This is a genomic window from Acidimicrobiia bacterium (assembly GCA_040881685.1).
Lineage (GTDB): Bacteria > Actinomycetota > Acidimicrobiia > IMCC26256 > PALSA-555 > SHVJ01.
The window spans coordinates 83,944-110,184 of the sequence record JBBECS010000002.1 but is presented as its reverse complement, the minus strand read 5'-3'; the positions used below and the strand labels follow the sequence as shown (position 1 = coordinate 110,184).

At 68.1% G+C, this 26,241-nt stretch carries 27 protein-coding genes and 1 tRNA gene; 24 read left to right on the top strand and 4 right to left on the bottom strand.

The features are described from left to right. Window positions 1-9: 9 nt before the first annotated feature. On the bottom strand, window positions 10-711 hold the full coding sequence (locus WEE69_00785; protein ID MEX1143831.1) for a VTT domain-containing protein: 702 nt from the start codon (window positions 709-711) through the stop codon (window positions 10-12). A gap of 170 nt (window positions 712-881) precedes the next feature. Between WEE69_00785 and topA the strand changes: the two genes are divergently transcribed. The 9 genes from topA (at window position 882) to WEE69_00740 (ending at window position 11,183) form a co-directional block, all read left to right on the top strand. Continuing rightward, entirely contained in the window at window positions 882-3,701 is a 2,820-nt protein-coding gene (gene topA, locus WEE69_00780) for a type I DNA topoisomerase (protein MEX1143830.1), read from the top strand. A gap of 12 nt (window positions 3,702-3,713) precedes the next feature. After that, the gene (locus WEE69_00775; protein MEX1143829.1) at window positions 3,714-5,150 is read left to right on the top strand and encodes an MFS transporter; all 1,437 of its coding nucleotides are present in this window, start codon (window positions 3,714-3,716) and stop codon (window positions 5,148-5,150) included. After that, a complete protein-coding gene (gene tmk, locus WEE69_00770) occupies window positions 5,147-5,761 on the top strand; it encodes a dTMP kinase (protein ID MEX1143828.1) in 615 nt (204 codons plus the stop codon). The genes WEE69_00775 and tmk overlap by 4 nt, the downstream gene beginning before the upstream one ends. Beyond that, window positions 5,758-6,873 carry a hypothetical protein gene (locus WEE69_00765; protein MEX1143827.1) on the top strand — a complete coding sequence of 372 codons (1,116 nt, stop codon included), beginning with the start codon at window positions 5,758-5,760 and terminating at the stop codon, window positions 6,871-6,873. The genes tmk and WEE69_00765 overlap by 4 nt, the downstream gene beginning before the upstream one ends. Before the next feature lie 13 nt (window positions 6,874-6,886). Continuing rightward, a tRNA-Thr gene (locus WEE69_00760) sits at window positions 6,887-6,959 on the top strand. A 95-nt stretch (window positions 6,960-7,054) separates the two neighbouring features. Further along, window positions 7,055-7,513, top strand: a complete 459-nt coding sequence (locus WEE69_00755; protein ID MEX1143826.1) for a hypothetical protein — start codon at window positions 7,055-7,057, stop codon at window positions 7,511-7,513. Between the two features lie 183 nt (window positions 7,514-7,696). Next, complete coding sequence (locus WEE69_00750; GenBank protein MEX1143825.1) at window positions 7,697-9,139, top strand: hypothetical protein; 1,443 nt, start codon at window positions 7,697-7,699, stop codon at window positions 9,137-9,139. Next, window positions 9,121-10,047 carry a methyltransferase domain-containing protein gene (locus WEE69_00745; GenBank protein ID MEX1143824.1) on the top strand — a complete coding sequence of 309 codons (927 nt, stop codon included), beginning with the start codon at window positions 9,121-9,123 and terminating at the stop codon, window positions 10,045-10,047. Before WEE69_00750 ends, WEE69_00745 begins: the two co-directional genes overlap by 19 nt. Beyond that, window positions 10,044-11,183, top strand: a complete 1,140-nt coding sequence (locus WEE69_00740; GenBank protein MEX1143823.1) for an SDR family oxidoreductase — start codon at window positions 10,044-10,046, stop codon at window positions 11,181-11,183. The genes WEE69_00745 and WEE69_00740 overlap by 4 nt, the downstream gene beginning before the upstream one ends. A gap of 2 nt (window positions 11,184-11,185) precedes the next feature. Here WEE69_00740 and WEE69_00735 read toward each other — a convergent pair whose 3' ends face one another. The 3 genes from WEE69_00735 to WEE69_00725 form a co-directional block, all read right to left on the bottom strand. Further along, complete coding sequence (locus WEE69_00735; GenBank protein MEX1143822.1) at window positions 11,186-13,447, bottom strand: MMPL family transporter; 2,262 nt, start codon at window positions 13,445-13,447, stop codon at window positions 11,186-11,188. A gap of 21 nt (window positions 13,448-13,468) precedes the next feature. Further along, window positions 13,469-13,819 (bottom strand): cyclic nucleotide-binding domain-containing protein, encoded by a 351-nt coding sequence (locus tag WEE69_00730; protein ID MEX1143821.1) that lies wholly within the window; start codon window positions 13,817-13,819, stop codon window positions 13,469-13,471. A gap of 119 nt (window positions 13,820-13,938) precedes the next feature. Beyond that, window positions 13,939-14,184 (bottom strand): phosphopantetheine-binding protein, encoded by a 246-nt coding sequence (locus WEE69_00725; GenBank protein MEX1143820.1) that lies wholly within the window; start codon window positions 14,182-14,184, stop codon window positions 13,939-13,941. Between the two features lie 63 nt (window positions 14,185-14,247). Between WEE69_00725 and WEE69_00720 the strand changes: the two genes are divergently transcribed. The 15 genes from WEE69_00720 (at window position 14,248) to panC (ending at window position 26,238) form a co-directional block, all read left to right on the top strand. Beyond that, the gene (locus WEE69_00720; protein MEX1143819.1) at window positions 14,248-15,489 is read left to right on the top strand and encodes a beta-ketoacyl-[acyl-carrier-protein] synthase family protein; all 1,242 of its coding nucleotides are present in this window, start codon (window positions 14,248-14,250) and stop codon (window positions 15,487-15,489) included. A 57-nt stretch (window positions 15,490-15,546) separates the two neighbouring features. After that, complete coding sequence (locus WEE69_00715) at window positions 15,547-16,134, top strand: sigma-70 family RNA polymerase sigma factor (protein MEX1143818.1); 588 nt, start codon at window positions 15,547-15,549, stop codon at window positions 16,132-16,134. 13 nt (window positions 16,135-16,147) lie between these two features. Then, window positions 16,148-16,447 carry a zf-HC2 domain-containing protein gene (locus tag WEE69_00710; GenBank protein MEX1143817.1) on the top strand — a complete coding sequence of 100 codons (300 nt, stop codon included), beginning with the start codon at window positions 16,148-16,150 and terminating at the stop codon, window positions 16,445-16,447. Further along, window positions 16,444-16,590: a hypothetical protein gene (locus WEE69_00705; GenBank protein ID MEX1143816.1), complete on the top strand. Its 147-nt coding sequence runs from the start codon at window positions 16,444-16,446 to the stop codon at window positions 16,588-16,590. Before WEE69_00710 ends, WEE69_00705 begins: the two co-directional genes overlap by 4 nt. Then, window positions 16,587-17,666 carry a zinc-dependent metalloprotease gene (locus tag WEE69_00700; protein ID MEX1143815.1) on the top strand — a complete coding sequence of 360 codons (1,080 nt, stop codon included), beginning with the start codon at window positions 16,587-16,589 and terminating at the stop codon, window positions 17,664-17,666. The genes WEE69_00705 and WEE69_00700 overlap by 4 nt, the downstream gene beginning before the upstream one ends. An 8-nt stretch (window positions 17,667-17,674) precedes the next feature. Next, window positions 17,675-18,598 carry a tRNA lysidine(34) synthetase TilS gene (tilS, locus tag WEE69_00695; GenBank protein ID MEX1143814.1) on the top strand — a complete coding sequence of 308 codons (924 nt, stop codon included), beginning with the start codon at window positions 17,675-17,677 and terminating at the stop codon, window positions 18,596-18,598. Window positions 18,599-18,601: 3 nt separating this feature from the next. Next, the gene (gene hpt, locus WEE69_00690) at window positions 18,602-19,153 is read left to right on the top strand and encodes a hypoxanthine phosphoribosyltransferase (protein ID MEX1143813.1); all 552 of its coding nucleotides are present in this window, start codon (window positions 18,602-18,604) and stop codon (window positions 19,151-19,153) included. Window positions 19,154-19,190: 37 nt separating this feature from the next. Continuing rightward, window positions 19,191-21,071 carry an ATP-dependent zinc metalloprotease FtsH gene (gene ftsH / locus WEE69_00685; GenBank protein MEX1143812.1) on the top strand — a complete coding sequence of 627 codons (1,881 nt, stop codon included), beginning with the start codon at window positions 19,191-19,193 and terminating at the stop codon, window positions 21,069-21,071. Further along, window positions 21,068-21,655: a GTP cyclohydrolase I FolE gene (gene folE, locus WEE69_00680; protein ID MEX1143811.1), complete on the top strand. Its 588-nt coding sequence runs from the start codon at window positions 21,068-21,070 to the stop codon at window positions 21,653-21,655. The genes ftsH and folE overlap by 4 nt, the downstream gene beginning before the upstream one ends. A gap of 54 nt (window positions 21,656-21,709) precedes the next feature. Beyond that, the gene (gene folP, locus WEE69_00675) at window positions 21,710-22,564 is read left to right on the top strand and encodes a dihydropteroate synthase (GenBank protein ID MEX1143810.1); all 855 of its coding nucleotides are present in this window, start codon (window positions 21,710-21,712) and stop codon (window positions 22,562-22,564) included. Window positions 22,565-22,702: 138 nt separating this feature from the next. Further along, entirely contained in the window at window positions 22,703-23,227 is a 525-nt protein-coding gene (locus tag WEE69_00670; protein MEX1143809.1) for a hypothetical protein, read from the top strand. 16 nt (window positions 23,228-23,243) lie between these two features. After that, entirely contained in the window at window positions 23,244-23,594 is a 351-nt protein-coding gene (folB, locus tag WEE69_00665; GenBank protein MEX1143808.1) for a dihydroneopterin aldolase, read from the top strand. Window positions 23,595-23,638: 44 nt separating this feature from the next. Beyond that, entirely contained in the window at window positions 23,639-24,397 is a 759-nt protein-coding gene (folK, locus tag WEE69_00660) for a 2-amino-4-hydroxy-6-hydroxymethyldihydropteridine diphosphokinase (protein ID MEX1143807.1), read from the top strand. Between the two features lie 135 nt (window positions 24,398-24,532). After that, complete coding sequence (locus WEE69_00655; GenBank protein ID MEX1143806.1) at window positions 24,533-25,333, top strand: Rossmann-like and DUF2520 domain-containing protein; 801 nt, start codon at window positions 24,533-24,535, stop codon at window positions 25,331-25,333. Next, entirely contained in the window at window positions 25,330-26,238 is a 909-nt protein-coding gene (panC, locus tag WEE69_00650) for a pantoate--beta-alanine ligase (GenBank protein ID MEX1143805.1), read from the top strand. The genes WEE69_00655 and panC overlap by 4 nt, the downstream gene beginning before the upstream one ends. Window positions 26,239-26,241: the final 3 nt, after the last annotated feature.

Below are 26,241 nucleotides of genomic sequence, written 5' to 3'. Positions count from 1 at the left end.
CGACCGAGATCAGTCGTCGGGGTCCAGGATCTCCGACAGCTCTTCGACTTCGGCCTCCGCCGCCGCGGCGCCCAAGGGGTGGGCCTTTGTACGCCGCGACCTCCGCCACTCATGCGCGAGAGGTAACACCGAGACCACCACGACGACGGCGACCAGCGGAAGCAGATAGGTGTCGATGTCGTCACCGATCACATCGCCGAGCGCGTAGCCGAGCATCGTGATGCCGACCGCCCATAACAACGCGCCGACGAGGTTGTACTTGAGGAACACGCGGCGCGGCATCTCACCGACGCCGGCCAGCGTGGGCGCGAACGTGCGCACGATGGGCATGAAGCGAGCCAGCACGACCGTCTTGGGCCCGTGCCTCTCGAAGAAGACTTTGGTGCGCTCTACGTACTCCTGCTTGAAGATCCTCGACTCCGGCTTGCTGAACAGCCTCGGACCCAGTCGTTGCCCGATCGTGTAGCCCGTCTGGTCGCCCGCGACAGCCGCGACGAAGCAACCGATGACGAGCATGACGACGTCGAGCTTGCCTTGACCGGCGAGGATCCCCGCGGTGAACAACAGAGAGTCGCCGGGGAGGAAGAACCCGATGAGCAGCCCGGTCTCGGCGAACACGATGACCCACAAGGCCACCTCGCCGTAGGGGCTCAGCGAGTCGATCAACTGCTCGACATCGAGGCCAAAGATGCCGAGAACACCGGGGAACACGTGGCGCACTGTAGACGCCGCGCCATGTTGCGAAACGGAGCGCGTTTGACTCGCGCTACCGCCGTCTGCACACAGTCTCCACCCGGATACGCGGTATTGCCGGTCTCAGCGGCCACACTTGACCGCCGTGCGCGCTCGCGCGGACGCAACAGGAGGAACGAGAGCACAACGTGCCGAAGCCACTCGTGATCGTCGAGTCGCCAGCGAAGGCGAAGACCATCGAGGGTTTCCTTGGTCGCGACGCAGTACGCGTCATCGCGAGCTACGGCCATGTGCGCGATCTCCCGAGCAGTGCCAAAGAAGTCCCGAAGAGCGTCACTGACAAGGACGTGCGGCGACTCGGCATCGACGTCGAGGATCACTTCCGCCCCGTGTACGTCGTCCCCGATCAGAAGAAGGAGCGGGTGAAGGCGCTGAAGGCCGCACTCGCCGACGCGAGCGAGGTGTACCTCGCCACCGACGAGGACCGCGAGGGCGAGGCGATCTCATGGCACGTCCTCGAGGTCCTCAAGCCATCTGTCCCGGTCAAGCGCATGGTGTTCCACGAGATCACTGCGCCGGCGATCGAGGCCGCGCTGGCCGACTGGCGCGAGCTCGACATGAAGCTCGTCGAGGCCCAGGAAGGCCGCCGGATCCTCGACCGCCTCTTTGGCTACGAGATGTCCCTCGTCGCTCGGCGGCGGGCGGGCGGCGCCGTTTCCGCCGGGCGGGTGCAGAGCGTCGCGTCCTGCCTCGTGGTGGATCGCGAGCGCGCCCGCATGGCGTTCCGGGTCGCGACCTACTGGGACCTGGCGGGAACCTTCCGCGCGGCCGGAACCGACGGCGCTGACTTCCCGGCCACCCTCGCGAGCGTCGACGGCAACCGCCTCGCGAGTGGCAAGGACTTCGATCCGGCCACCGGACAGCTCGCCGAAGGATCCGGTGTCACCCTGCTCGACGAGGCCCAGGCGACCGCTCTGGCGGAGCAGCTTCATGGTGCTGCGTTCCGGGTTGGGTCGGTCGAGACGAAGGCAGTCACGGAGCGACCGAAGCCGCCGTTCACCACGTCGACGCTCCAGCAAGAGGCGGCGCGCAAGCTCGGCTTCAGCGCGGCTCGGGCCATGTCGGTGGCCCAGGCGCTGTACGAGAACGGTTACATCACCTATATGCGCACCGACTCGACGAACCTTTCGGGGGAGGCAATCACGGCGGCGCGCTCGCGCATCGACTCGCTGTACGGCAAGGAGTACCTGCCGGCCGAAGCCCGTACCTACCGGGGCAAGGTGAAGAACGCGCAGGAGGCCCACGAAGCCATCCGCCCGGCCGGCGATGCCATGAAGCCCCTCGATGACGTGGGTGCGAACATCGATCGCGACCCGGAGATCAAGGTCTCGAAGACCGACGCCAAGCGCTTGTACGACCTGGTGTGGAAGCGGACGGTCGCGTCCCAGATGCAGGACGCGCGCGTGCAGCGGGTCACGGCGCGTCTCGAGGCCGAAGCTGGGCCCACCAACGGAACCGGAGGGTCGCACGCAATCGTGTTCAACGCCACGGGTCGCACCATCGAGTTCCCCGGCTACCTACGTGCGTACGTGGAGGGTGCCGACGATCCTGACGCCGAGCTCGAAGACCGCGAGTCAATTCTCCCGCCACTCACCGAGGGCGACGCGATCGAGTGTCAGGAGCTGAACGCGGCCGGTCACACCACGCAGCCGCCGGCTCGCTACACCGAGGCGAGCCTCGTGAAGGAGCTCGAGGAGCGTGGCATCGGCCGACCGTCCACGTACGCGGCGGTCATCGACACGCTGCTGCGACGCGACTATGTCTGGAAGAAGGGCACCGCACTCGTTCCGTCATGGACTGCGTTCGCGAAGCAGCAGCTGTTCGAACGCCACTTCCCGCACCTCATCGACTACGAGTTCACCGCCACGATGGAGGAAGCGCTCGACGCGATCGCTCGCGGCGAGGCCGAGGCCGAGAAGTGGTTGCACACGTTCTGGTTCGGGAACGGGCAGGCCGGGCTTCGGGAGCTGGTAGACGACGAGCACCTCGCCACGATCGACCCGGCGGAAGTGAACGCCATCCCCATCGGTCACGACGCGCAGGGGCGCGAGATCATCGTCCGCGTCTGGAACAACGGCGCGAGCATCGTGCGCGGCGACGACAAGGCACCAGTCCCTGTCGATCTGCCTCCGGACGAACTGACGATCGCCTGTGCCGAAGAGCTCATCGAACGGGGCTCGGGTGGGCCCAGGGTCCTCGGCAACGACCCCGACACCGGGCTCCCCGTGCTTGCGCTCACCGGTCGATATGGCCCGTTCGTGCAGCTGGGCGAGATGGAGGACGGCTCCAAGGACAAGCCGAAGCGGGCATCACTGTTCGCCAGCATGCAGCCCGACTCCGTCACGCTCGACGAGGCGGTGGCGCTGCTCGCGCTGCCGCGCGTCGTTGGTGTCTCCTCTGGCGAGGAGGTCAGCGCGTTGAACGGGCGCTACGGCCCATACCTCAAGAAGGGCGACGACAGTCGGAGCCTCGACGCCGAGGAGCAGCTCTTCACGGTCACGCTCGAGCAAGCGGAGGTGCTCTTCGCCCAGCCGAAGCGGCGGCGCGGCCGCGCGGCCAAGCCTCCCATCGCCGACCTCGGGCCGCATCCGGAGAGCGGCGCGTCGGTGCGCGTGCTCGACGGCCGCTTCGGCCCCTACGTCACGGACGGGTCGATCAACGCCACCGTCCCTCGCGGGGTCGAGCCGGCATCGATCGATCTCGACCAGGCCGTCGAGCTGCTGCGTGAGCGCGAAGCCCGCGGACCAGCCACCAAGCGTCCGGCGAAGCGCTCAGGTCCGCCGAAGACGACCAAGAGAGTGGTGAAGAAGGGCACGTCGAAGGCCGCCAAGAAGCGCGCCAAGAAGAAGTCACCGGCGAAGAAGGCCGCGGTGCCGGTCCTCGCAGATCCGCCGGTTCCACTGGCGCCACCTCCCACCGACGAAGATCAGCCAGAGAGCACCCTCTAGCCTGACCCGCGCGTGAGCGAAGACCCGCCGGCGCCGTTCGTTCCGGCACACACCAAGGACGAACCGCCTCTCTCGAACTTCCTGCGGATCTTCGGGACGCGCGAGTACTTCCGCTTGTGGTTGGCGCAAGTGGCGTCCAGCACCGGCGACTGGCTCGGGCTGTTCGCCGTCCTCGCGATCGCAACTCGCATCTCCGACAACTCGGGCGCGGCGGTCAGCCTCGTCATGGTGGCGCGGGTCGTGCCGGGGTTCTTCCTCGCCACGGTCGGCGGCGTGATCATCGACCGCCTCGACCGGCGCAAGGTGATGGTCTTCTGCGACATCGGTCGCGCGTCGCTGCTCGCCGCGCTCCCCTTCGTCGAGAACCTGCTCGGACTGGTGCTGATCTCCTTCGGGCTGGAGATCCTCACCTTGTTGTGGGGTCCCGCGAAGGACGCCTCTGTGCCCAACCTCGTCGACCGCGAGCACCTGACGTCGGTCAACACCGTCACGCTCGTGGCGTCGTTCGGGACGTTCCCGTTCGCCTCGATCATCTTCGTGCTCCTCGCTTCCCTGGCCGGATGGCTCGCCGACTTCGACGCGCTCTCCGGCCTGCGGCTCGATCAGGAGGTGCTCGCGCTGATCTTCGACGCGTTCACCTTCCTCGTGTCGGCGGCGATCGTGTGGAGGCTTCCCATCCCGCACGAACGCGAGAAGCGCGAGCGGCGCCCCGATTGGATGCAGACGGTTCGTGACATCCGAGAGGGTCTTGCCTACATCGCCACGCATCCGAGAGTGCGCGGTGTGATCATCGGGTTGGGGACCGGGCTGATCGGGGCGGGAGCGATGATCCCCCTCGGTCCGGTGTTCGCGCGTCAAGGCTTGGGTGGCGACAGTGCGACCTTCGGCGTGTTGCAGACCGCGCTCGGCTTCGGCGCGGCTGTCGGCGTGGTCTCGCTGCTGGCGTTCCAACGTCGGGTCAAGCGCGAGCTCGTGTTCGAGCTCTCGGTCATGGCAACGGGTGTATTCCTCGTTGTGGGTGCGACGTTCTCGTGGCTGTTCCTCTCCGCTCTGGCCATAGCGCTGGTCGGCGCGTGCGCCGGCATGTCGTATGTCACCGGCTTCACGACGCTCCAAGAGAGTGTCGAAGACGAGCTACGGGGCCGCACCTTTGCAACGCTCTACACGGTGATCCGGCTCTGCCTCTTGCTGACGCTGGTGGTCTCCCCACTCTGGGCAGACTTCTGGGAGTGGTTCGTCGGACTGTTCGCCGACAGCCACACCATCTCGATCGGTGGAGCCAGCTATGCACTTCCGGGTGTGCGTGTCGCGCTGTGGGTTGGAGGACTGATGACGATCGCCGCGGGACTGTGGGCACGGCACTCCGTCCTGCGCGCCGAGCGGGCCGACCGGCAAGCGAGCGAGAGTGATGACGGGCCGGAGCCCGCGCCGGACGCGGAGACATCGTGAGTGCCGACCCGCGCTTCGTCGTGCTCGAAGGCCTTGACGGCACCGGGAAGAGTACGCAGGCCGACCTTCTTGCAGCTCGACTTCGTGAGCGCGGGCTCGAGGTGGTCGTCACGTTCGAGCCTGGCGCGACCGCACTCGGAGCGAAGGTGCGCGCACTTCTCCTCGATGGCACTGATCCTGTCGATCCGACGGCCGAGGCGCTGATGATGGCAGCAGACCGCGCGCAACACGTGACCGAGGTCGTGCAGCCGGCGCTGGCGCGCGGAGAATGGGTCGTCAGCGAGCGCTACGTGCCGTCCTCCCTCGCGTACCAGGGCGTCGGGCGTGGGTTGGGCGTCGCCGAGATCGAGCGGGTCAACGCACTCGCGACCGCTGGCGTCGAGCCCGATCTCGTGGTCGTTCTCGACCTCGAGTCTCCTGTCGCTGGCCGTCGCCTCGGAATTCGTCGCGACCGACTTGAACGCGAAGACGACGCCTTCGTGGTTGCTGTCCACGAGGCATACCGCGACCTCGCGCAGAGCCATGGCTGGGTGCTGGTCAATGCCGACGACACCGCCGACGAAGTCGCCGAAGCGATCTGGTCAATCGTGTGCGATCGTTGCGCACTGTGATCGACACCGGTGCGAACCCCTGGAGCCGTCTGATCGGTCAAGAGCGAGCGGTCGCCCTCATGCAGCGCGCGTCCGAGCGTCCGGTGCACTCGTACCTGCTCGTTGGTTCCAAAGGCGCCGACCTCCTCACCGCGGCACGCTGCTTCGCTGGCGCGCTGGTGTCGCCAGACCGTGACCCGCGAACGTTCGAGCTGGTGCTCAAGGGCGCGCACCCGGATGTGGTCGAGGTCGAACCAGAGTCGACGGTGATCTCGGTGGCACAAGCGCGCGAGGAGATCGTGCCCGAAGCGTGGGCGAGTCCGATCGAGAAATCGTCGGCGCGCAAGGTGCTGCTCGTGCTCGAAGCCGAGCGCCTCCAGCTCGAGGCCGAGAACGCGCTGCTCAAGACGTTCGAGGAACCTCCGGCGAGCACGGTCATCGTGCTCGTCACCTCGGCGCCCGACGACCTGGTCGACACAACCAGGTCCCGATGTCAGCGCATCGATCTCGCGCCGCTCGACGAGACGGCAATCGCCGGCGCGCTCACGGCCGAGGGGCATGACGCCGACGCCGCGGCGTTGGCGGCCCGACTCGCCGGCGGTCAGCTCAGTCGGGCGCGCGCGTTGATCGGCGACCGTCGAGCACTGCGCGACTCGTTCGTCGCCGCATCGGAACAGGTGGATGGCACCGGCGGCACCGCCTCCCGGCTCGCCGAGGAGCTCGGAGCGGCTGTGCGCGACGCGATCGCGGCGAGGAAGGCCCGCAACGAAGAAGAGGTTGCAGTCTTCGACGCGGCGACCTCCGAAGCCGGATACCTGCCCCGTGAGGTCACCCGGCAACGCCGGCGCATGGTGATCCGACACCAGCGCCATGAGCGAATGGCGCGCCGGGAGGCGATCGTCGAGGGCATCACCTCGCTCGAGACGATCTACCGGGACGCGCTGGCCGGGCCCGGCGCGCCGCTGCGGAACGTGGATCGCGCGCCCATGCGCGTGGAGCCACGCGCCTGCGACCGCGCGCTGGAGGCGTGTCGGGAGTCGCGAGCGGCGCTCGAGCGCAACCCGAACGAGGGGCTGCTCCTCGAACGGCTCGTGCTGCAGCTTCCCCCGGGTGTGAGCACAGACCCTTTGTAGACTCCCTGGTCCCGCCGGGGTAGCTCAGTCGGTAGAGCAGCTCACTCGTAATGAGCAGGCCAGGGGTTCGAGTCCCCTCCCCGGCTCGACGGGTCGGCGGCGCTGGCGTCGAGGGTCACGCGCGGATTGCGGCGAAGTGACCGGCGGAGTTAGCGTCCTTGGCTCGACGGGGAGGTCGGTCATGCGCTACCTGCGGGTTGGTTTCGTGCTCGTGGTCACCCTTGGCTGCTTGTCGTTCGTCCTGCCGGGTCCGGCGTCGGGGCACGCTGCCACGGTTACCGGCACGGTCGACTGCGCGCCGTCAGGCGCCTTCCTCATCACTTGGACCATCACCAACGACTTCCCCCTGACGATGACCGCCGACGTGTCATCGCCTTCGCTCGGGCTCTCCACCTCGTCGGTGAGTGTCGCGGCGGCGACGCCGCCGCCGCTGACCAGCAGTACCGTCACACAGACGGTGCCGGTCGGCGCCGCCGGTCAGACGGTGACGCTCAACGTGACAGCGAGGTGGCCCGACCCGTTCGTGCAGCAGCTCTCGGCGAGCGCGCTACTCGATCCCCCGTGCCAGCAACCGTCCACCGAGGTTGGTGGCATCAGCGTGACTCAGCCGGTGATCGCCGGACCCCAACTCACCGGCTGAGCGCCGACAACCCCCGCGGTGAACATCAACCGATAGCGGTGCGCGTGAATGGTGGGAACATTGGCGCGGCAGGTTCCCCCACGGCCCGCAATGCCACGATGGCTGCCGCGACGTCTGGGAGCGAGACGGCCCCGACGCCCGAGGGCTAGCATCCCGGGACCAGCGATACTGCGGAGGGGTCACGTGCAGGTACCACGTCAGCGCCGCCATCACTTCACAAGCGCTCTTGCCACTGCGGTCGCGTCGGCTGTCGTCTTCGCGTTTTCTCTCGGGAGCGCGGCGTCGGCCGCGCTCCCGGACGCACCTGGCTCCGCCGCCGCCCAGTCGGCGAAGAGGGCCGTCGCCACGCTGGTCATCATCGAGCCTGGCGTGTCGGTGAAGCGCAAGAACAAGGACGAGTTCAAGCCGGCCACGGACGGTCAGAATCTTCGGGTCGGTGACGCGGTCCAGACCGACGCAACCGGCTTCGCGCAGATCGATTACGCGGAGGACTCGTTCACGCGCCTCGACGTGAACACGACGTTCACGATCGTGAGCCTGACCGACGATGAGGGCAACCGGAAGATCAACGGGAGCCTGGAGTCGGGTCAGACGTGGAACCGCACGAGCGCGCTGACCGAGAGCGAGTCGTTCGAGCAAGAGGGCGCGGGCGCCACGGCCGCGGTGGTCGGCACGGCCTTCATGGTGTCGTGCACGACGCCGGGGAACTGCACGTTCACGTCGGTGGTGGACGGGGTCCAACTCACGACGGTGGACGGTGAACTCCAGCAGCTCGACCCGCTCGAGGAGTGCGACTCCACCGAGATCGACGAGACCGACGCCGAGCTGTGCGGCGCGCCGTCGCAGGTGACGCTCGACGCGATCATCGCCAACCAGTGGATCGTCGAGAACCTGTTCTTCGACGGGCTCGCCGGGTTCGAGGGGATCGTCCTGGTCGAGGACGGCGAGGTCGTCTCGGTCACTCCTATCCTGCCGGCCGACGAACCGGCCGAGGAGCCAGCTCCGGAGGGTCCGACGGCCGACCCGCCGGTCGTCGACGCCAACCCGGTGCTCGTTCCTGACCCCGGAAGTAGCGATCCGACCCAGCCGACCCCCGGCCCGTACCCGGGCGTAGCGTCGCAGGACGAACGCCGCGACGTCACGTTTGTGCTCCAGGTCACAAACCCGGGCCACACCTTCTACATCGTGTTCACCGCGCTCCCCGACGCGAACTTCGGCCGGCTGCTGGACGGCGACAACGTCGCCGTGAACACCGTCATGCAGTACCAGGTCACCGAGGTGTTCACCTTCGATCCGGTGCAGATCGAGCCGGTGTGCACGTCGGAGCCGGAGGAGTTGGCCGACTGCTTCACCAATGGCATTGCCGAGACGCAGTCGAGCCCCGACGACCCGACCCAGACCGGAGGCCCCACCACGTATCCGACCGGGGCGAACCAGCCCGTCGACAACCTCGACGGCACCGTGTCGTGGTTCGGCTCCTTCACCTTCAAGGCCGTGAACGAGCAGGGCGATGAGTCGGCCGAGGTAACCGTGCAGCTCGAGGCGGTCGATGACATCTGCAACCCCGGCGACGAGGGGCCACGCGAAGCCGACGCCGTCGTGACGGGTTGCGGCGGCAGCGAGTAGGCGCGAACGTCGGGGAGGCGTACGACGCCTCGAACGTCACGTTCCGGGTGCTGCGGTCGTACAGCTGGGGCCCGATGCTCAACCTCGGGTGGTTCCCGTTTCGCCGTCCGTTCACGTTCCTGAACCTCGTCGCGACGCCGCTGGTGTTCGCGCCGCGCTTCCGGCTCCCGGCGGCGCAGCTCAAGCTCGTCCGCCGCACCATACGGCTGTTGGGTGCGGAACCCGAGCACTCGGTCCTCGACCTCGCCTGCGGTCGGGGGGCGAGCTCGTTCGTGCTCGCTGGCGAGCACCCGAGCACACACGTGACCGGTGTCGACGTGCTGCCAGGCAACATTGAGGTCGCGCGCACGTTCTACGCCAACGTGGCCAACCTCGACTTCGTCGAGGGCGACGCGCAACGGCTCGATCTGCCAGATGCGTCGTTCGACCGCGTGCTGTGCCTCGAGGCGGCCTTCCACTTCCCTGACCGTGGTCGCTTCCTCAGCGAAGCGCGGCGGGTCGTGCGTTCCGATGGGCGGGTGGTGGTCATGGACTTCATGGCGAAGGACGACGCCGACCCAGGTCTGTGGGACACCGACGAGGTCGGCGTCGTCCGGCGCACGTGGCAGTTCGAGCGCTTCGACACGGTTGCCGATTACCGCGCCAACGCCCACGCCCAGGGATTCGACGTGATCGCGCTCCAGGATTGGTCGGCGCACGTGACCAACCCGATCCAGTCGATCTTCGACATGGTGGCCTGGCTCGGGAAGCGAGGATGGGGTCGCCGACTCCTCGTGCAGCACAACCGGATGCTGGGTTCCCTCAGTGGCGAGGACTGGGAGGCATTCGATGCATCGGCGCGCGCACATCGGCTCGTGCGCAAGAGCTCGCGCTACATGGCGCTCGTGCTCTCACCTGCCGCATCGTGACGACGCTCCTCACTGGGGCGACGGGCTTCCTCGGACGCCACGTCCTGTGGGATCTCCTCCGCCGCGACGCAACGGAGACCGTGCACTGCCTCATGCGGCCCAGCCGCCGCGCCACCCCTGAGCGGCGTCTCGACCAGCTCCTCGGTCCCGCCGGCGGGAATCTTTCGCCTGAGGCGCGGGCTCGGTGTCACGCAGTCACGGGCGACATCACCGACGACGCTCTGATCGCCGACTCCGCCGACCGGGCGCGCCTGATCGGCGAGATCGACCGGGTCATCCACTGCGCGGCCACGGTGATGCTCGATACGCCGCTGACCGACGCGCGCCGGATCAACGTCGGCGGCACTCAGAACGTCCTGCGGTTCGCGACCGATGCGCAGACGCACGGGGACCTCCGCCGGGTCGATCACTTCAGCACCGCGTTCGTGGCTGGCAAGGCTGCCGGTGTCGCGCGGGAGGACGAGCTCGTCCCCGGTGGCTTCAACAACACCTACGAGCGCACGAAGTGGGAATCCGAGCAGATCGTGCGCGAGCTCCAGCAGGACCTGCCGATCAGCATCTTCCGGCCGAGCATCATCGTCGGCGACTCGCGCACCGGGTACACGTCGAACTTCCGCGTGCTCTATTGGCCGCTCAAGGTCCTCTCGACGGGGCTCGCCGTGGTCGTGCCGCTCGACGCCGATGGGATCGTCGATCTCGTCCCGATCGACCACGTCGTCGACACCTTCGGCGCGCTCACGGGAACCGACGCGTCGTTGGGGCGCTGTTACCACCTCGCGGCCGGGCCGAAGGGGCAGAGCACGTGCGGGGAGCTTTTGGACACGGCGACGAAGTTCTTCGACGTTCGGCGCCCGTTCCTCATCTCGCCGCGGATCTCGTACCGAATCGTGCGCCCGCTCCTGTACGCGACGATCTGGGGCCGGCGTCGCCCACTGCTCCGACAGAGCGAGCAGTTCTTTCCCTACTTCGCATCCAAGGTCTCGTTCGACACCGCCAACCTCGAGGCGGACCTGGCCGGCCACGACATCGTCCGTCCCGCGGTCGACGAGTACTTCCACACGATCCTGCAGTACTGCGTCGATACGAACTGGGGGACGAAGCGCAACCCCCGTTCGCCGAGCCCCGACGACGTCTAGGCCTACCGCTTGGCCTCGAACGCGCGGTCGAGCAGCTTGATCGGCTCGTTCTCCCAGATCCCGAAGCGCAGGTGCCAGCGCCGCAGGAAGCGCGGCGCCCACCAGTTCACCCGCCCGGCCAAACGCATGAATGCCGGTACGAGCGTGGCCCGGATCAGGAACGCGTCCACGAGCACCGCAAGCAGCAGCCCGATCCCGAACAGCTTGACCTGGAGAACCTCTGACGTCGCGAGCCCGAGGAACACGATCGTGAGCAGCAGCGCGGCGGCCGTGACGATGCGACCGGTCTTGGCGAGACCGACCGCGACCGCCCGCTCGTTGTCGTGGTCGTAGTCGTACTCCTCCTTGATGCGACTGAGGAGGAACACCTCGTAGTCCATCGAGAGCCCGAACGCGATGCAGAACATCAGCAGCGGCGTGAAGGTGTCGATGCGGCCAGTGGGGGTGTAGCCGAGGAGGTCGGCGAAACGTCCGTCTTGGAAGATGAAGACCATCGCACCGAACGTGGCCGTGAGGCTGAGCACGTTCAGCACGAGCGCTTTGAGTGGCACGAGCACGCTGCCCGTCATCAGGAACAGCAGGAGAAATGTCACGAGCGCGATGAAACCGATGGCGAGCGGGAGCTGGCTCTGGATGGCGTCCTTCGAGTCGACCAGGCGCGCCGTCGGCCCCGCGATCGAGAACTCGAACGGTGCCTCGGTGGCGCGCACCCGATCGAGGAGGCGCTCGCCCGGAGTCGAGAGCGGCTCGATGTCCGGCACGACGTTCAGCCATGTGGCGTCAGGGAACCGATCGCTCGAGAACCGCTCCGAGAGCTTGGTTGCCGCCGCGGCCGGGACCACCTCGCCGGGCCCGAAGGGTGGGATCGCCTGATCGAGCGCAGGGTAGAACCCGGTTGCCGCGTCGACGCGTGCGACGCCGGGGATGCGGCGTAGGCGACGCGCGAACGCGTCGATCGTCTCGGCATCGTCGGCCGGGCTCACACCAGGAGCGAACAACCGCATGGCAGAGCTCTCCCGTGTGGGGAAGCTCTCGCGGATGTCGTCGGTCACGCGCCGCGCGCTCGAGACCTCCGGTTGCACCACTCGGTCGTCGATCTGCCCGAGCTCGAGACTGAGGAAGGGAATGGCGAGCACCACAAGCACCGCGCTCACGCCCAGCGCGTACGGCCACGGGCGCCGCATGACCCGCTCGGCCTGGCGCTGCCAGAAGCCGCCGGCCTCGTCGGTGCGCGGCTTGAAGATGCGCCCGATCTCCACCTTGGAGCCGAGCACGGCGAGCAGCGCAGGGAGCAGCACGACGGCGCTGATCCCGGCGATGGCGACCACAGCCACTCCCGCGTAGGCGAATGACCGCACGTATGCCTGCGGGAACAAGAGCAGCGCGGTGAGCGAGATCATGACGGTGAGCGCGCTGAAGGCGATCGTTCGACCGGCGGTCTGCATTGTCCGCCCGACCGCGACGCTCGTGGAAGCGCCCTTGCCGAGCTCCTCCCGGTACCGCGACACGACGAACAGCCCGTAGTCGACCGAGAGGCCCAAGCCGAGCCCGGAAGTCAGGTTGAGCGAGAACACCGACACCTCGCTCACCGACGCGATCGCCAGGAGGGCGAGCAGCGTGCCGATCACCGCAACGATGCCGATCGCCAGAGGGAGTGCGGCCGCGACGACGCCTCCGAACACCAGCACGAGCGCGATGCCGGTCAGCGGCGCGGCGATGAGCTCCGAACGCTCGAGGTCCTGCTCCGAGCGCTCACTCACCTGGCGCGCGACCTCAGTGAGGCCGGTGACGCCGAGGACGAGCGGCCCGCGCCGGCCGGTGTACTTCGGCGACAGCTCCTCTGCGGTCTCGACCCGCTCGCCAAGCTCGCCGTGCAGCTCGACGATGACCAGTGCCTGCGTCCCGTCTGTGCTCTTCAACGGGGGCGGCCGGTCGAGGCTCCAATACGAGCTCGCAGCGTCGACTCCCTGCTCTCGGGCGAGGTCCTTGGTGAGCGCGAGTCCGGCTTCGGCGACGGCGTCGTCATCCACTGACCCGCTGCGCGCCGTGACCAGCACGACGAACTCTGGCTCGCCGGCGCCCTCGAAACGGCGGTTCAACGCTTCGGTCGTGCGGGCGGACTCCGAACCGGGATCGTCGAAGCCGCCAGCGGAGAGGTCGTCAGCCACACCAATCCCGAAGAACCCCGCGAGTGGGACGAACACGATGGCCGCGGCGATGACGACCCACCTTCGCCGCAGCACCCAGACCGCGAGCCCTCGCATCAGGCTCCGGCCATCACGGCGTCACTCGGTGCGATCACGCGTGGCGTCGAGCTCGTCGCGGGCCCGGCGAACGTCGCCCGCCAAGCCGGCCATGAGCTCGAGCGCCATCTCAGGAAACTCACGCAGCAGCGTTCGGAACATCCGGACGCCGAGCACCGCGACGCTCGAATCTTCGGTCGCGATCACGCTCGCGCTTCGGGGTTCGCCGTCGAGCAGCGCGAGCTCACCGAAGGACGCACCCGGCCCCACGGTCGCGAGCACGCGGTCCCCCTTGCGAACGGACGCAGCGCCATTGAGGATCACGAAGAAGGCGTCGCCTTCCTCACCTTCCTCGACCAACGTGGTCCCGGCTGGCAGGGAGGCCGTCTCCATGTGGCGCGCCAGCGTGGCGCGCTCACGACGCGAGCAACGCGAGAACAGGCTGACGTCGGCTAACAGCTCAGTGAGTTCGCGGCGTGACGGAATGCGATAGCCCCCCGGACATGGCGCGTCTATGCCGACGCGGCCTGCTTGATGCGCTCGTAGACCTCGCGGACCGTCGCGGTCTCGAGGATCTCCGGCTCGTACAGCGATTCGTCGACCGTGATGTCAGCGGCGCCCTCGATCTCGAACACCCACTCCAACACGTCGAGCGAATCGACGCCGAGGTCGGCGATCTTGGAGTCTGCGCCCACGCTGTCGTCTTCGACGATCGCGCGCAGCTGATCGAGGACATGGTCGAGCGAAGGGAACGCCATGCCGCTCGGCCTCCCAGCCCAGAGACGGAAGTGGACCGCGCGAAATCTAATACGGTCCTGCCGATGGCGGGACACAGTGGGCACGCAATCGCGGTGACCGGCCTCGGCGTGGTCACACCCGCCGGTTGCTCGTTGGACGAATTCTGGGCCGCACTGGTCGCCGGTCGTTCCGTTGCGCGCAACGTGCAGCACGTCGACGTTTCGGAGTCACCGATCCGCTTCGGATGCGAATGCGACTTCGACCCCAAGCCCACGCTGTCCGAGAAAGACGTTCGACGAAGCGACCGAAACACGCAGCTTGCGATCGTTGCCGCGGAGGACGCGTTGCGAGATGCGGGCTCGCCATCGGTGGACGCCGATCGCGTCGCGACCGTCGTGGGTACCGGGTTCGGAGGACTGGAGACGGCCGACAGCGGCGCCCGAGCATTCCTCGGGGTCGAACCGGGGAGTGCGAAGGGCCGGATGAACCCGTTGTTCGTGCCGATGGCGATGCCCAACGCCGGCTCGGCGCTGATCGCGATGCGGCGCGACTTCCGGGGACCTTGCCTCACGATCTCCACCGCGTGCGCGGCCGGCGCGAACGCCGTCGGTGAGGGCATGAGGCTCCTGCGGGAAGGCAGCGCCGACGCGGTGATCGCTGTCGGCGCCGAGGCACCCCTCACCCCTTGGGTGATGGCCGCGTTTGCTGCAGCCCACGCCCTCTCGGAACGCAGCGACGACCCGACGGCGGCGTCGCGCCCGTTCGATCAAGCCAGGGACGGATTCGTGATCGCCGAGGGCGCGGCTGCCTTGGTTCTCGAGCGCCGGTCGGATGCGCAGGCGCGGGGGGCGCGGGTCCGTGCCGAGCTGCTCGGGTACGCGCGCAACACCGACGCCTTCCACCTGGTGGCGCCCCCGCCCGACGGCCGCGGCGCGCGCGACTGCATCCGTCTGGCACTTACCGACGCCGGCCTCACCGCCGCCGACGTTGCGCACGTGAACGCGCACGGCACGTCGACCGTCCACAACGATGTCGCGGAGGCTGCGGCCATCCGGGCTGTGTTCGGGAACGACGGGCCGCCCGTCACGTCGGTCAAGGGCGTGCTTGGGCACTCGATCGGCGCCGCAGGTGCCGTCGAGGCGGTTGCCAGCGTGCTGACGCTCGAGCACGGCACGATCCCGCCGACGGCCAACTACGAGACGCCGGACCCGGCGATCGATCTGGACGTGGTGGCCGAGCCCCGAGCGCTGGGTGAGGGTGTTGTGGTGTCGAACTCGTTCGCCTTCGGCGGCCACAACGCTGTGCTGGTGCTCGGGCGCACCTGAGAGCGGCCACACCTTTCTTTGCCAGTGCTGTCGTAAGGGTCCGGTACGCTCGGCCTCATGGCCGACCAGGCGCGCTTCGCCGAGCTCGCGATGCCCTACATGGATGCGCTCTACTCGGCCGCGCTCCGGATGACGCGCAATCCTTCCGACGCCGAAGACGTCGTCCAGGAGACGTACCTGCGCGCGTACCGGGGGTTTGGTGGCTTCAAGGAAGGCACCAATCTCAAGGCGTGGCTCTACAAGATCCTCACCAACACGTTCATCAACACGTACCGCGCCAAGAAGCGCCGGCCCGAAGAGACCGAGTTCGACGACGTCGAGGAGTACTCGATCTACGGACGGATGGGCGGGATCGAGGCCGCCAACGCGGAGCGCACGCCCGAGACCGAAGTGCTCGAGTCGATGCCCGATGAGATCGTGAAGGAGGCGCTCGAGTCGCTGCCGGAGCAGTTCCGCATCGCGGTCCTGCTCGCCGATGTCGAGGGCTTCTCGTACAAGGAGATCGCCGACATCATGGACGTGCCGATCGGCACGGTCATGAGCCGTCTCCATCGCGGAAGAAAGCAGCTCCAGCAGCGGTTGTGGGATTTCGCCCGCGATCGAGGGCTGCTCCCGAAGACCGAGCCCGTCAACACCAGCGCGTGACGGAGAAGCGGTGATGGACTGCGACAAGGCCTCGTACCGCATGCACCATTACCTCGACGGTGAGCTGGCCATCTGGCGACGTTGGACGATCCGACGCCACATTCAGCGATGTCCACCGTGCGCGGATGGCTTCGTGTACGAGGTCGAGTTCCGCCAGGTCATCGCGACGCGATGTCGCGACGCGATGCCCGATGATCTCCGGCGCCGAATCGCGGGCGCCCTAGGCTGCGAGCAGGGGGAGACGCAGCGCAGCGCTGGCCGGACGGCCGGGAGCGCGCAGCGGAGTCGACCAGAACAGGAGGAAGCGCAGTGATCTTCGCCGACGACCAGTTCAAGTGGTTCTACTGGCTCTCCTTCTTTCTCGCAGGCGGCTTCCTCCTCATGGTCCTCTCGTTGTGCGTCGGCTACGTCCGCAAGATCATGCTGCCGAAGTACCGGGGCCGGCGGGTCGAGTGACCGCGCCGGCACTCGCCGCCCCACCGTCGACCACCGACGCGGTCGACTGGGCGCTGGCGGCACGCGTCGCCCGTCGCGTCGCTGGGCGCGATCCGCTCGGCGACTCGTACCTCGCCGCATCGCTCACCGACGACTTCACGGCCGTTACCGCGCGTGCCGAGGCGCTCGTCGCCGATCACACGGGTCTGCGCGCCAGCGGCGTCGCGCGCGCGGAGGTCGTCGACCGCCAAGGCTGGGTGGACGCCAACGTCTCCTCGATGCGGCGCCTCCTCGGGCCACTCACCGCGCGCGTCGGTGAGCGCATGCTGAGCTCACCGGTCGGCGGTGTCGGACGTCGTGTGGCCGCCACCGAGCTTGGCGTGCTGCTCGGTTGGTTCGCGCAGCGGGTGCTCGGCCAGTACGACCTGCTCGTGCCCGACGACGACGGCGCGCCCACCGACGATGCGGTCTACTACGTCGGTTCGAACGTGCTCGCGCTGGAGAAGCGCTTCGCCTTCCGGCCTCGCGAGTTCCGACTCTGGATCGCAATCCACGAGGTGACGCACCGGGCGCAGTTCACCGCGGTTCCGTGGATGCGCGACTACTTCCTCGACCTGGTCAACCAAGCACTCGGAAGCGTGGACGCCGATCCGAAGCATCTCGTGCGGGCCTTGCTCCGAGCGGTCGACGAGCTCCGCCACGGTCGGAACCCCTTCGACGAGGGGGGCATCGTCGGGCTCCTGGCAACCGACGAGCACCGCGGCGTGTTGGGGCGCGTGCAGGCGCTCATGTCCGTGCTCGAAGGGCACGGCAACCGCGTCATGAACGAGCTAGGGCGGGCCCACGTCGACGGCCAGGAGCGCATGGCATACGTGCTGCAGTCTCGTCGGCGCACGCAAGGACTCACCGGCGTCGTCTACAAGGCGCTCGGACTCGAGACGAAGATGCGTCAGTACGAGGTGGGTGAGGCGTTCGTTGAGGCTGTCGAGCTCGAGGGCGGGCCGCGCGCGCTGGACGCGGCCTGGCGCGGGCCGGAGTGTCTGCCGACCCTCGACGAGCTCACGACGCCGTCCGCCTGGTTGACGCGCGTCGCCTGAGCTTCCCGATGCACACCGTTGGCACCGCCGAAGTCGACGCGTTGGTCGAGCGACTGCTGGGGCTGCGCCACGTAAGCGCGCCCGTCGTCGTCGGATGCTCGGGCGGGCCCGACTCGCTGGCCCTCCTCGTGCTGGCGAACGCAGCCGCGTTGAACCCCGTTGCAGTCCACGTCGACCACGGCTCACGACCCGGCAGCGATGCTGACGCAACGGCGGTCGAAGCTCACGCGGCGCGCCTCGGCGTGGCGTTTCGAGTCGAGCAGGTCGATGTGCAACGGGGGCCGAACTACGAGGCCCGCGCGCGCGCCGCCCGGTACGAAGCCCTCGAACGCGCGCGTGATGAACTCGATGCGTCGGCAATCCTCGTCGGGCACACGGCCGATGATCAGGCCGAGACCGTCTTGCTCAACGTGCTGCGCGGGAGTGCGTCGGCCGGCCTTGGCGCGATGCCGGTGCAGCGCGATCGGATCGTGCGGCCGTTGCTCGAGATCCGCCGCTCGGAGACCGAGGGGCTGTGCGGGGTGCTCGGCTTGGAGCCCGTGCGCGACCCGTCGAACGACGATGTCTCGCTGCGCCGGAACTGGATCCGCCACGAGATCCTCCCGGCGCTGTCCGCCGGCGCAGCCCGTGATCTCGTGCCAGTGCTGGCTCGGCAAGCCGCGATCCTCCGCGACGAGTCCGACTACCTCGACACGCTCGCCCGAGCGGCCTGGCCGGCCGATGGCGCGCGTCCGGCGCGTCCCCTCGCCGAGATGCCCGCGGTTCTGGCGCGCCGGGCGGTTCGGCTGTGGCTCGGCCCGCCGCCGCCCTCGCTCGACGAGGTGGAGCGCGTGCTCGACGTCGCGCGCGGGGAGGCACGCGCGACCGAAGTCGCCGGCGGGCGTCGCGTCTGGCGAACCGGGGGATGCCTCTACGCCGAAGACCGGCGATAGGTTCTGACCGTGGACGGACCGGATCCGAACCTCGGGAAGATCGTCGTCCCCGAGGATGTGCTCCAAGAGCGTGTGAGGGAGCTCGGCAAGGAGATCACCGCCGACTACGCCGATCGTGCACCGTTGCTCATCGGAGTCCTCAAGGGTGCGTTCATGTTCATGAGCGACCTGTCGCGCGCCATCGAGCGCCCGGTGGAGTTCGACTTCATGGCGGTCTCGTCATACGGGTCAGCCACGCGCACCAGCGGCGTGGTCCGGATCCTGAAGGACCTGGACCTCGACCTCACCGAGCGCGACGTGCTCGTCGTCGAGGACATCGTCGACTCCGGTCTCACGCTCGCGTATCTGCGCCGGAATCTCGCGGCGCGCGGCCCGCGCTCGCTCGAGGTGTGTGCGCTGCTCGTAAAGGAAGGTCTCCAGAAGGCCGACCTCGATCTTCGCTACGTCGGGTTCAACATCCCGCCCGACTTCGTCGTTGGTTACGGGTTGGACGTCGGCGAGCGCTACCGCAACCTGCCCGCGGTGTACGAGTACACCGGGCGCGTACCCCAATGAGCCTGGTGTTGAACCGCGCGGCGAACCTGATTCGCTCGTGACCAAGCGCCGCCGCAACATCCTGGTCGGGATCGTCGTTACCGTCACCGCCGCCTGCGTGGTCTTGCTGTCGGCCACCAAGGACCCCGGCCCGACTCCGATCTCGCTGGGCGAGCTCGGCGCGCGCCTCGACGAGGGAGCGATCGCCGACGCGACGTTGTTCGACGGTGACCACGCCATCCAGGGCCACCTGCGCAACGGCAACGAGTTCGAGGTTCGGTTCCCTGGTGGATACACGTCCCGGATCACCCAGCAGCTGATCGACGCTGACATCGGGGAGTTCCAGGTCGAGGGTCAACAGGAGAGCGCGTTGCTCGGGATCCTCCTGGATGTGCTCCCGGTCGTGTTGTTCATCGCGATCCTCCTGTACTTCCTGAACCGGTCCCACGGCGGCGGACGCGTGATGAGCTTCGGCAAGTCACGCGCCAAGGCATTCGCCAAGGACCAACCCGAGGTGACGTTCGCAGACGTAGCCGGCTTGAACGAGGCGGTCGAAGAGCTCCGGGAGATCGAGGAGTTCCTCGAGTCACCGGACAAGTTCCGTGACATCGGCGCCAAGATCCCCAAAGGCGTCCTGCTCTACGGGCCGCCGGGCACGGGCAAGACGCTGTTGGCCCGGGCCGTCGCCGGTGAGGCCGGGGTGCCGTTCTTCTCCATCAGCGGCTCCGACTTCGTCGAGATGTTCGTGGGTGTCGGCGCGTCACGCGTGCGCGATCTCTTCGAACAGGCAAAGGCGGCAGCACCGGCCATCGTCTTCGTCGATGAGATCGATGCCGTCGGGCGCCACCGCGGGGCAGGGCTCGGCGGTGGTCACGACGAGCGCGAGCAGACCCTCAACCAGCTGCTCGTGGAGATGGATGGATTCGACCAACGCACCGGCGTGATCCTGCTCGCGTCCACGAACCGCCCCGACATCCTCGATCCCGCGCTCTTGCGCCCGGGGCGGTTCGACCGACAGATCGTGGTCGACCGACCCGACCTCGAGGGCCGCAAGGCGGTGCTGTGTGTGCACGCCAAGGGCAAGCAAATCGCCGAGGGCGTCGATCTCGACGTGATCGCCCGCCGCACTCCGGGATTCACCGGTGCCGACCTTGCCAACCTGATGAACGAGGCCGCGCTGCTCTCGGCGCGCCACGATCTCAAGCTCATCGGTTTGCCGCAGCTCGAGGCCGCGACCGAACGCGTGATCGCCGGCCCTGAACGCAAGAGCCGCGTCATCTCGGAGCGCGAGCGTCGGGTCATCGCCTATCACGAGGGTGGCCATGCACTCGTCGCCCATGCACTGCCGAACTCCGACCCTGTGCACAAGATCTCGATCATCCCCCGCGGCCGCGCGCTCGGCTACACGCTCACGCTGCCCACTGAGGACAAATTCCTCGTGACGAAGAGCGAGCTGGTTGACGAGCTCGCGATGCTCATGGGCGGGCGCACGGCCGAGGAGATGATCTTCGCCGATCCGACCACGGGCGCACAGAACGACATCGACCGGGCCACGACCGTGGCGCGTCAGATGGTCACGGAGTTCGGCATGAGTGAGGAGCTGGGGCCGTTGCGCTTCGGGCAACCCCGCGGTGAGGTCTTTCTCGGCCGTGACTTCACCACCACGCCCGATTACTCCGAATCGGTGGCCGCGAAGATCGACGCCGAGGTCCGCCGTCTCGTCGACGACGCGCACCGCGTTGCGCGCGAGATCCTCGAGGCGAACCGTCCCGTGCTCGAGTCCCTTGCGGCCGAGCTCGTGGCCGACGAGACGTTGGAGCTCGAACGCGTGCAGGAGCTGTTCAAGGGTGTGCAACCCTTTACTGGGAGCGGGCTCGGTCGGATATCGAGCGCCGCAGCCAGCGAGACGTCGGTGCCACCGCGGAGAGGAACATCGTGAGCGAACCCATCGACACCGCCCGGATCGAGAAGGCCGTGCGCGAGATCCTGATCGCGATCGGTGAGGATCCCGACCGTGACGGGCTCCAGCGCACTCCCGAGCGCATGGGCGCGATGTACGCGGAGATCTTCGGCGGCCTGCACGAGAACCCCGCTGACCATCTGACCTGCACGTTCGAGGCCGACCATGACGAGATGGTCATGGTGCGCGACATCGCGATGCTCTCCAACTGTGAACACCACCTCGTGCCGTTCGCGGGGAAGGCGCACGTCGCGTACATCCCGGGGCCAGACGGTCGCATCACCGGCATCTCGAAGATCGCCAGGCTGGTCGACGGCTTTGCCCGCCGGCCGCAGGTGCAGGAGCGCTTGACCACGCAGATCGCCGACGCCCTAGTGGAGGTGCTCGAGCCCGAGGGCGTGCTCGTGATGATCGAGGCCGAGCATTTCTGCATGTCGATGCGGGGAGTGAAGAAGCCCGGCGCGCTCACGGTCACGTCGGCGGTTCGCGGCCTGTTCAAATCCAACCCAGCCACCCGGGCCGAGGCCATGAGCCTCATCACCCACCCCGGGAACCGGCTCTGACGCTGGATTTCGCCGACCACGGAGGGCGCGCGGCACCGGTACGCTGCGGCCGCGATGTTCGAGTGGTCGGTGGCTTGTGGCGCACGTCCCGCGGTGATGGGGGTTGTCAACGTCACGCCCGACTCCTTCTCCGACGGCGGCCGCTACCTCGACGCAGGAGCAGCCGTTGCCCACGGGCTCGACCTGGTCGCCGCGGGCGCTGACGTGCTCGATGTCGGTGGCGAATCGACCCGTCCTGGTGCCGAACCCGTCGACGAGCTCGAAGAGTTGCGCCGGGTCGTGCCGGTCGTGCAACGCCTCGCCGTCGAGGCCGGCGTGCCGGTGAGCGTTGACACCACCAAGGCGGCCGTGGCCGCCGCCGCGCTCGACGCCGGTGCCGTGATCGTCAACGACGTGTCGGCCGGCCGCTTCGCGCCCGAGATCCTCGAGGTCGCGGCTGCCGCAGGCGCCGGCTACGTCCTGATGCACATGTTGGGTGAGCCGCGGACGATGCAGGACGACCCCCGCTATGGCGACGTGGTCACCGAGGTGGGCGACTTCCTGGTGGGGCGCCTCGACGCGGCACGAGCGGCCGGGATCCACGAAGCTTCCCTCGCGGCCGACCCCGGCATCGGCTTCGGCAAGACGCTCGAGCACAACCTCACGCTTTTGGCGCGACTGCGCGACCTCTGCGACCGTGTCGGCGTGCCCGTCCTGGTGGGAACGTCCCGAAAGCGCTTCCTCGGCCAGATCGTCCGGGGCGTCGGTGGTCTCGGCGACGATCCCTCGGCCGCGGACCGCGACGACGCCACGTTGGCCACCGTCGTCTGGGCGATCGATCACGGGGCGCGCATCGTGCGCGTCCACGACGTTCGTCCAGCCGCCCGCGCCGTTGCACTCCTCCAAGCGATGGAGGAGGTGGCCGCGTGAGCGGCACGCGAGCGAGCGCCCGCGGCGCGGGTACCCTGCGCTGCAGCGAGCGAGCCATGGAGAAGGCGTGAGCGGCACGCGAGCGAGCGCCCGCGGCGCGGGTACCCTGCGCTGCAGCGAGCGAGCCATGGAGAAGGCGTGAGCGCGCCGTTGCGCGGTCGATGGGCTCAAGGTCTCGAACCGCGCGGGTTCGCGTGGATCGTCACCGACCGCTTGGCTGCGTCGGAGCGCCCCGGCGGGTTCGCGCGCAACCATCGCAAGGTGCGCCGTCAGGAAGAGCTGATCTGGCTCGTCGGGCACGGGTTCACCCACGTGCTGTCGCTGCTCGACTCGCCCCACAACCTCCACGCCTACGACGAAGCCGGCTTGCCATACGAGCATGTGCCGCTCGGCCGGCACGACGACTGGCCGCAATCACTCGAGCGCACGTTCACCACTCTCAAGAAGTGGCTGGACGACCCGGTGGAGCGTGTGCTCATCCATCACGAGGAGTTCGGTGAGCGCCTGGTGGGCGTCTTGACGGGTTACCTGCTGTTCGCCGGCGTCGTCGCCGAAGGACCGCACGCCATCGTGATGATGGAGAAGATCACCGGTCGCGAGCTCGGCGCCCCCGGACGCGAGATCGTGGCCACAACGATCGACGCGGGACTCGTCCACCCGTAGCTTGAAAGGGCGCGACATGGGTCGGATCGTGATCGCGGGATTGCGCGAGCTGGGTGTGCACGGAGTGCTGCCCGAGGAGCAGACGCGTCCGCAACCGTTCGAAGTCGATGTGGAGCTCACCGTCGACCTCGGTTCGGCCGGTGAGTCCGACGCCATCGAAGACACCGTTGACTACTCCGCGGTGTCCGAGGCGATCAGCCGCGTCGTGCGCTCCGAGCGGTATCAGCTGCTGGAGCGCCTAGCAACGCGCATCGCCGAGGTCTGCCGCACCGACGAGCGCGTCACCGGCGTCGTCGTCACCGTGCGCAAGCTGCATCCGCCCGTGCGCGCCATGGTCGACCACGTCGCCGTCCGCATCGAGCTGTGACCGGGAGCCGGGACGCTCGAGCCACAGATCGCTTTCGTGCTCGCGTGGAGTTCACCCGCGCGGACGGCGCGTTGGGCAGGTGGCGCGCCGCGGTGGCCGTCTTGCTGGGATGGGTCCCGCTAGTCGGCGACGTCGTGGGCTCGATCGGGGACCGGAACGTGTCCCTGCGGTTCCGCGACACGTCTGGTCGCGTTGTGCACCACATCGACTTCGCTGATCATTACAACGAGGCCAAAGAGGCCCTCGCACGAGCACGCGAGCGCTTGAGTCTCATGACGGTCAGAGAGTTCGAGAGCTGCTACGGGTTTGGCACGCATGCTTTCGGGCGTCGCAAGGCGTACCTGGGGATCGGATCGAACCTGGGCGAGCGGCTCGCAAACCTCCAGTCGGCAGTCGATGGGCTGGCGGCGATGGATGACATCGACGTGGTCGCGGTGTCGCCGGTCTACGCAACGGACCCGGTCGGCGGACCCGAGCAAGGTGAGTATCTGAACGCGGTCGTGGCGATCGAGACGGACCTCGATCCTCGCGAGCTGCTCGGCGTCGCGAACGACTTGGAGGCCGGTGCGGAGCGCGTCCGAGGTGAGAGGTGGGGGCCGCGCACGTTGGACGTCGACGTGCTGCTGGTTGGCGACGACGAGTTGCACGAGCCTGATCTCGAAGTGCCACATCCGCGCATGTGGGAGCGGGGCTTCGTGATGGTGCCGCTCGCCGACCTCGATCCTCAGATCGGGGCCATGGTGGAACCCGAAGGCGGCTGGCCCGGGGTGCGCCCTACCGATCTATCCTTGAAGTTGCCGTAAGAGGCGAGGATCAACGGCGCAGGTATCCGGCGCCGCCGAGCCGTGGCCTTGCGGCCCGGCGCCGCAGGCGCCAAGAGCACAAGGGAGAACCCAGGACCGGCACCCCGCATGGGGGCTGGATCGAGAGGGTTGCCAGTGGACATCGCGCTCGTCGGCCCGGGTCGTGCCGGCACCGCCCTCGCCGTCGCATTGCTCGGCGCGGGGCATCGCATCATCAGCGTCGCCGGCCGGACACCGGACGCGGAGTCGACGCGGGTGGGTGCCGCTCGATTCGATGCCCGCGCCGTGCCCGTGCAGTACGCCGGGCGCGGCGCCGCCCTTGTGTTGATCGCCACGCCGGACGACGCGATCACAGCCACTGCGCGTGCGATTGCACAGTCACTGGAGTCGGGCGCGCTCGTGCTGCATCTTTCCGGGTCGCACGGGCTCGACGCCCTCGCGGCGATCTCAATCGAACGCGGTGATGTGCGGGTCGGCGCGTTCCACCCGCTCCAGACCATCCCGTCGGCAGAGTCGCCGCTGAACGGGGCGTGGGCCGCCGTGGCCGGGCCTCCCGAAGTCGCGGAGGTCGCGCGCGAGGTCGGGATGCACGTGTTCGAGGTTGCTGACGCCGACCGCGCGATGTACCACGCCGCCGCGGTCATCTCCTCGAATCACCTGGTTGCTCTCTTGGGTCAGGTGGCGCGACTCGCTGCGGCGGCAAAGGTTCCGTTCGCAGCATTCGAGTCCCTGGCGCGAGCTGCGCTCGAGAACTCGTTCGCGTTCGGGCCCGTGGAGGCACTCACAGGTCCCGTTGCCCGCGGTGATGTCGCGACAGTGGAACGCCACCTCGCGGCGCTACCGCATGACGAGCACCGGGCCTACTCCGCGCTGGCCGACGCCGCGCAACGACTCTCGGGTCGCGACGATCCCGCGATGCGTGAAGTTCTCGCATGATCACGATCGAGCGGATCGCAGCAGTACGCGCTCGCTGCGATGAGTCTCGCCGCGCCAACGACACGGTCGGACTCGTGCCCACGATGGGGTTCCTGCACGAAGGGCACCGCGCGCTCATGCGGGCCGCACGTGCCACGAATGATCTCGTCGTCGTCAGCCTCTTCGTGAACCCCATCCAGTTCGGTCCGAACGAAGACCTCGATGCGTATCCCCGCGATCCCGAGGGTGACGCCCGTGCCGCGTCCGAGGAAGAAGTCGACGTGCTGTTCTCACCCCCGGTCTCGGAGATGTACCCCACCCCCGGCCTTACGAGCGTCAGGGTGGCTGAGGTGACCGACGGGCTGTGCGGCGCGTCGAGGCCCCACCACTTCGGCGGTGTGGCCACCGTGGTCACGAAGCTGTTCTCGATCGTGGGGCCGTGCACCGCGTACTTCGGCAAGAAGGACTTCCAGCAGCTCGTGGTGGTGCGACGGCTCGTCGCGGATCTCGACCTGCCAGTAACCGTGGTCGGGGTGCCGACGGTTCGCGAGATCGACGGCGTCGCGTTGTCGAGTCGCAACGCATATCTCGCGCCCGACGAACGTCCCGCCGCCACGGTGCTCTACCGGGCGCTCCAGTGTGCGCTCAAGACCGTGGCATCGGGCGAACGCGACCCCGCCCGCGTGCGTCATGCCGCGCTCGACCTCGTCGGCGCAGAGCCCCTTGCCAGGCTGGACTACGTCGAGGTCGTGCGGGCCGATGACCTTCGTGCCGTCGACCGCCTCGACGACGACGTCGAACACCTCGTTGCGGTGGCGGTCTTCATCGGAGGGCCGCGCCTCATCGACAACGCAACCTTCACCGTGAGTGGATCCGACGTCCGCGCTGACCTTCCCGGGTTCGACCCGACCGAACAGGAGAGCTGATCG

Excerpts from the sequence above, each read along its gene's own strand:
- WEE69_00730 (MEX1143821.1), bottom strand. The coding sequence starts at position 13,819 with ATGGAGACGGCCTCCCTGCCAGCCGGGACCACGTTGGTCGAGGAAGGT.
- WEE69_00755 (MEX1143826.1), top strand. The coding sequence starts at position 7,055 with ATGCGCTACCTGCGGGTTGGTTTCGTGCTCGTGGTCACCCTTGGCTGC.
- WEE69_00720 (MEX1143819.1), top strand. The coding sequence starts at position 14,248 with ATGGCGGGACACAGTGGGCACGCAATCGCGGTGACCGGCCTCGGCGTG.
- tilS (MEX1143814.1), top strand. The coding sequence starts at position 17,675 with ATGCACACCGTTGGCACCGCCGAAGTCGACGCGTTGGTCGAGCGACTG.
- folB (MEX1143808.1), top strand. The coding sequence starts at position 23,244 with ATGGGTCGGATCGTGATCGCGGGATTGCGCGAGCTGGGTGTGCACGGA.
- WEE69_00710 (MEX1143817.1), top strand. The coding sequence starts at position 16,148 with ATGGACTGCGACAAGGCCTCGTACCGCATGCACCATTACCTCGACGGT.
- WEE69_00735 (MEX1143822.1), bottom strand. The coding sequence starts at position 13,447 with ATGCGAGGGCTCGCGGTCTGGGTGCTGCGGCGAAGGTGGGTCGTCATC.
- folP (MEX1143810.1), top strand. The coding sequence starts at position 21,710 with ATGTTCGAGTGGTCGGTGGCTTGTGGCGCACGTCCCGCGGTGATGGGG.
- WEE69_00725 (MEX1143820.1), bottom strand. The coding sequence starts at position 14,184 with ATGGCGTTCCCTTCGCTCGACCATGTCCTCGATCAGCTGCGCGCGATC.
- WEE69_00715 (MEX1143818.1), top strand. The coding sequence starts at position 15,547 with ATGGCCGACCAGGCGCGCTTCGCCGAGCTCGCGATGCCCTACATGGAT.
- panC (MEX1143805.1), top strand. The coding sequence starts at position 25,330 with ATGATCACGATCGAGCGGATCGCAGCAGTACGCGCTCGCTGCGATGAG.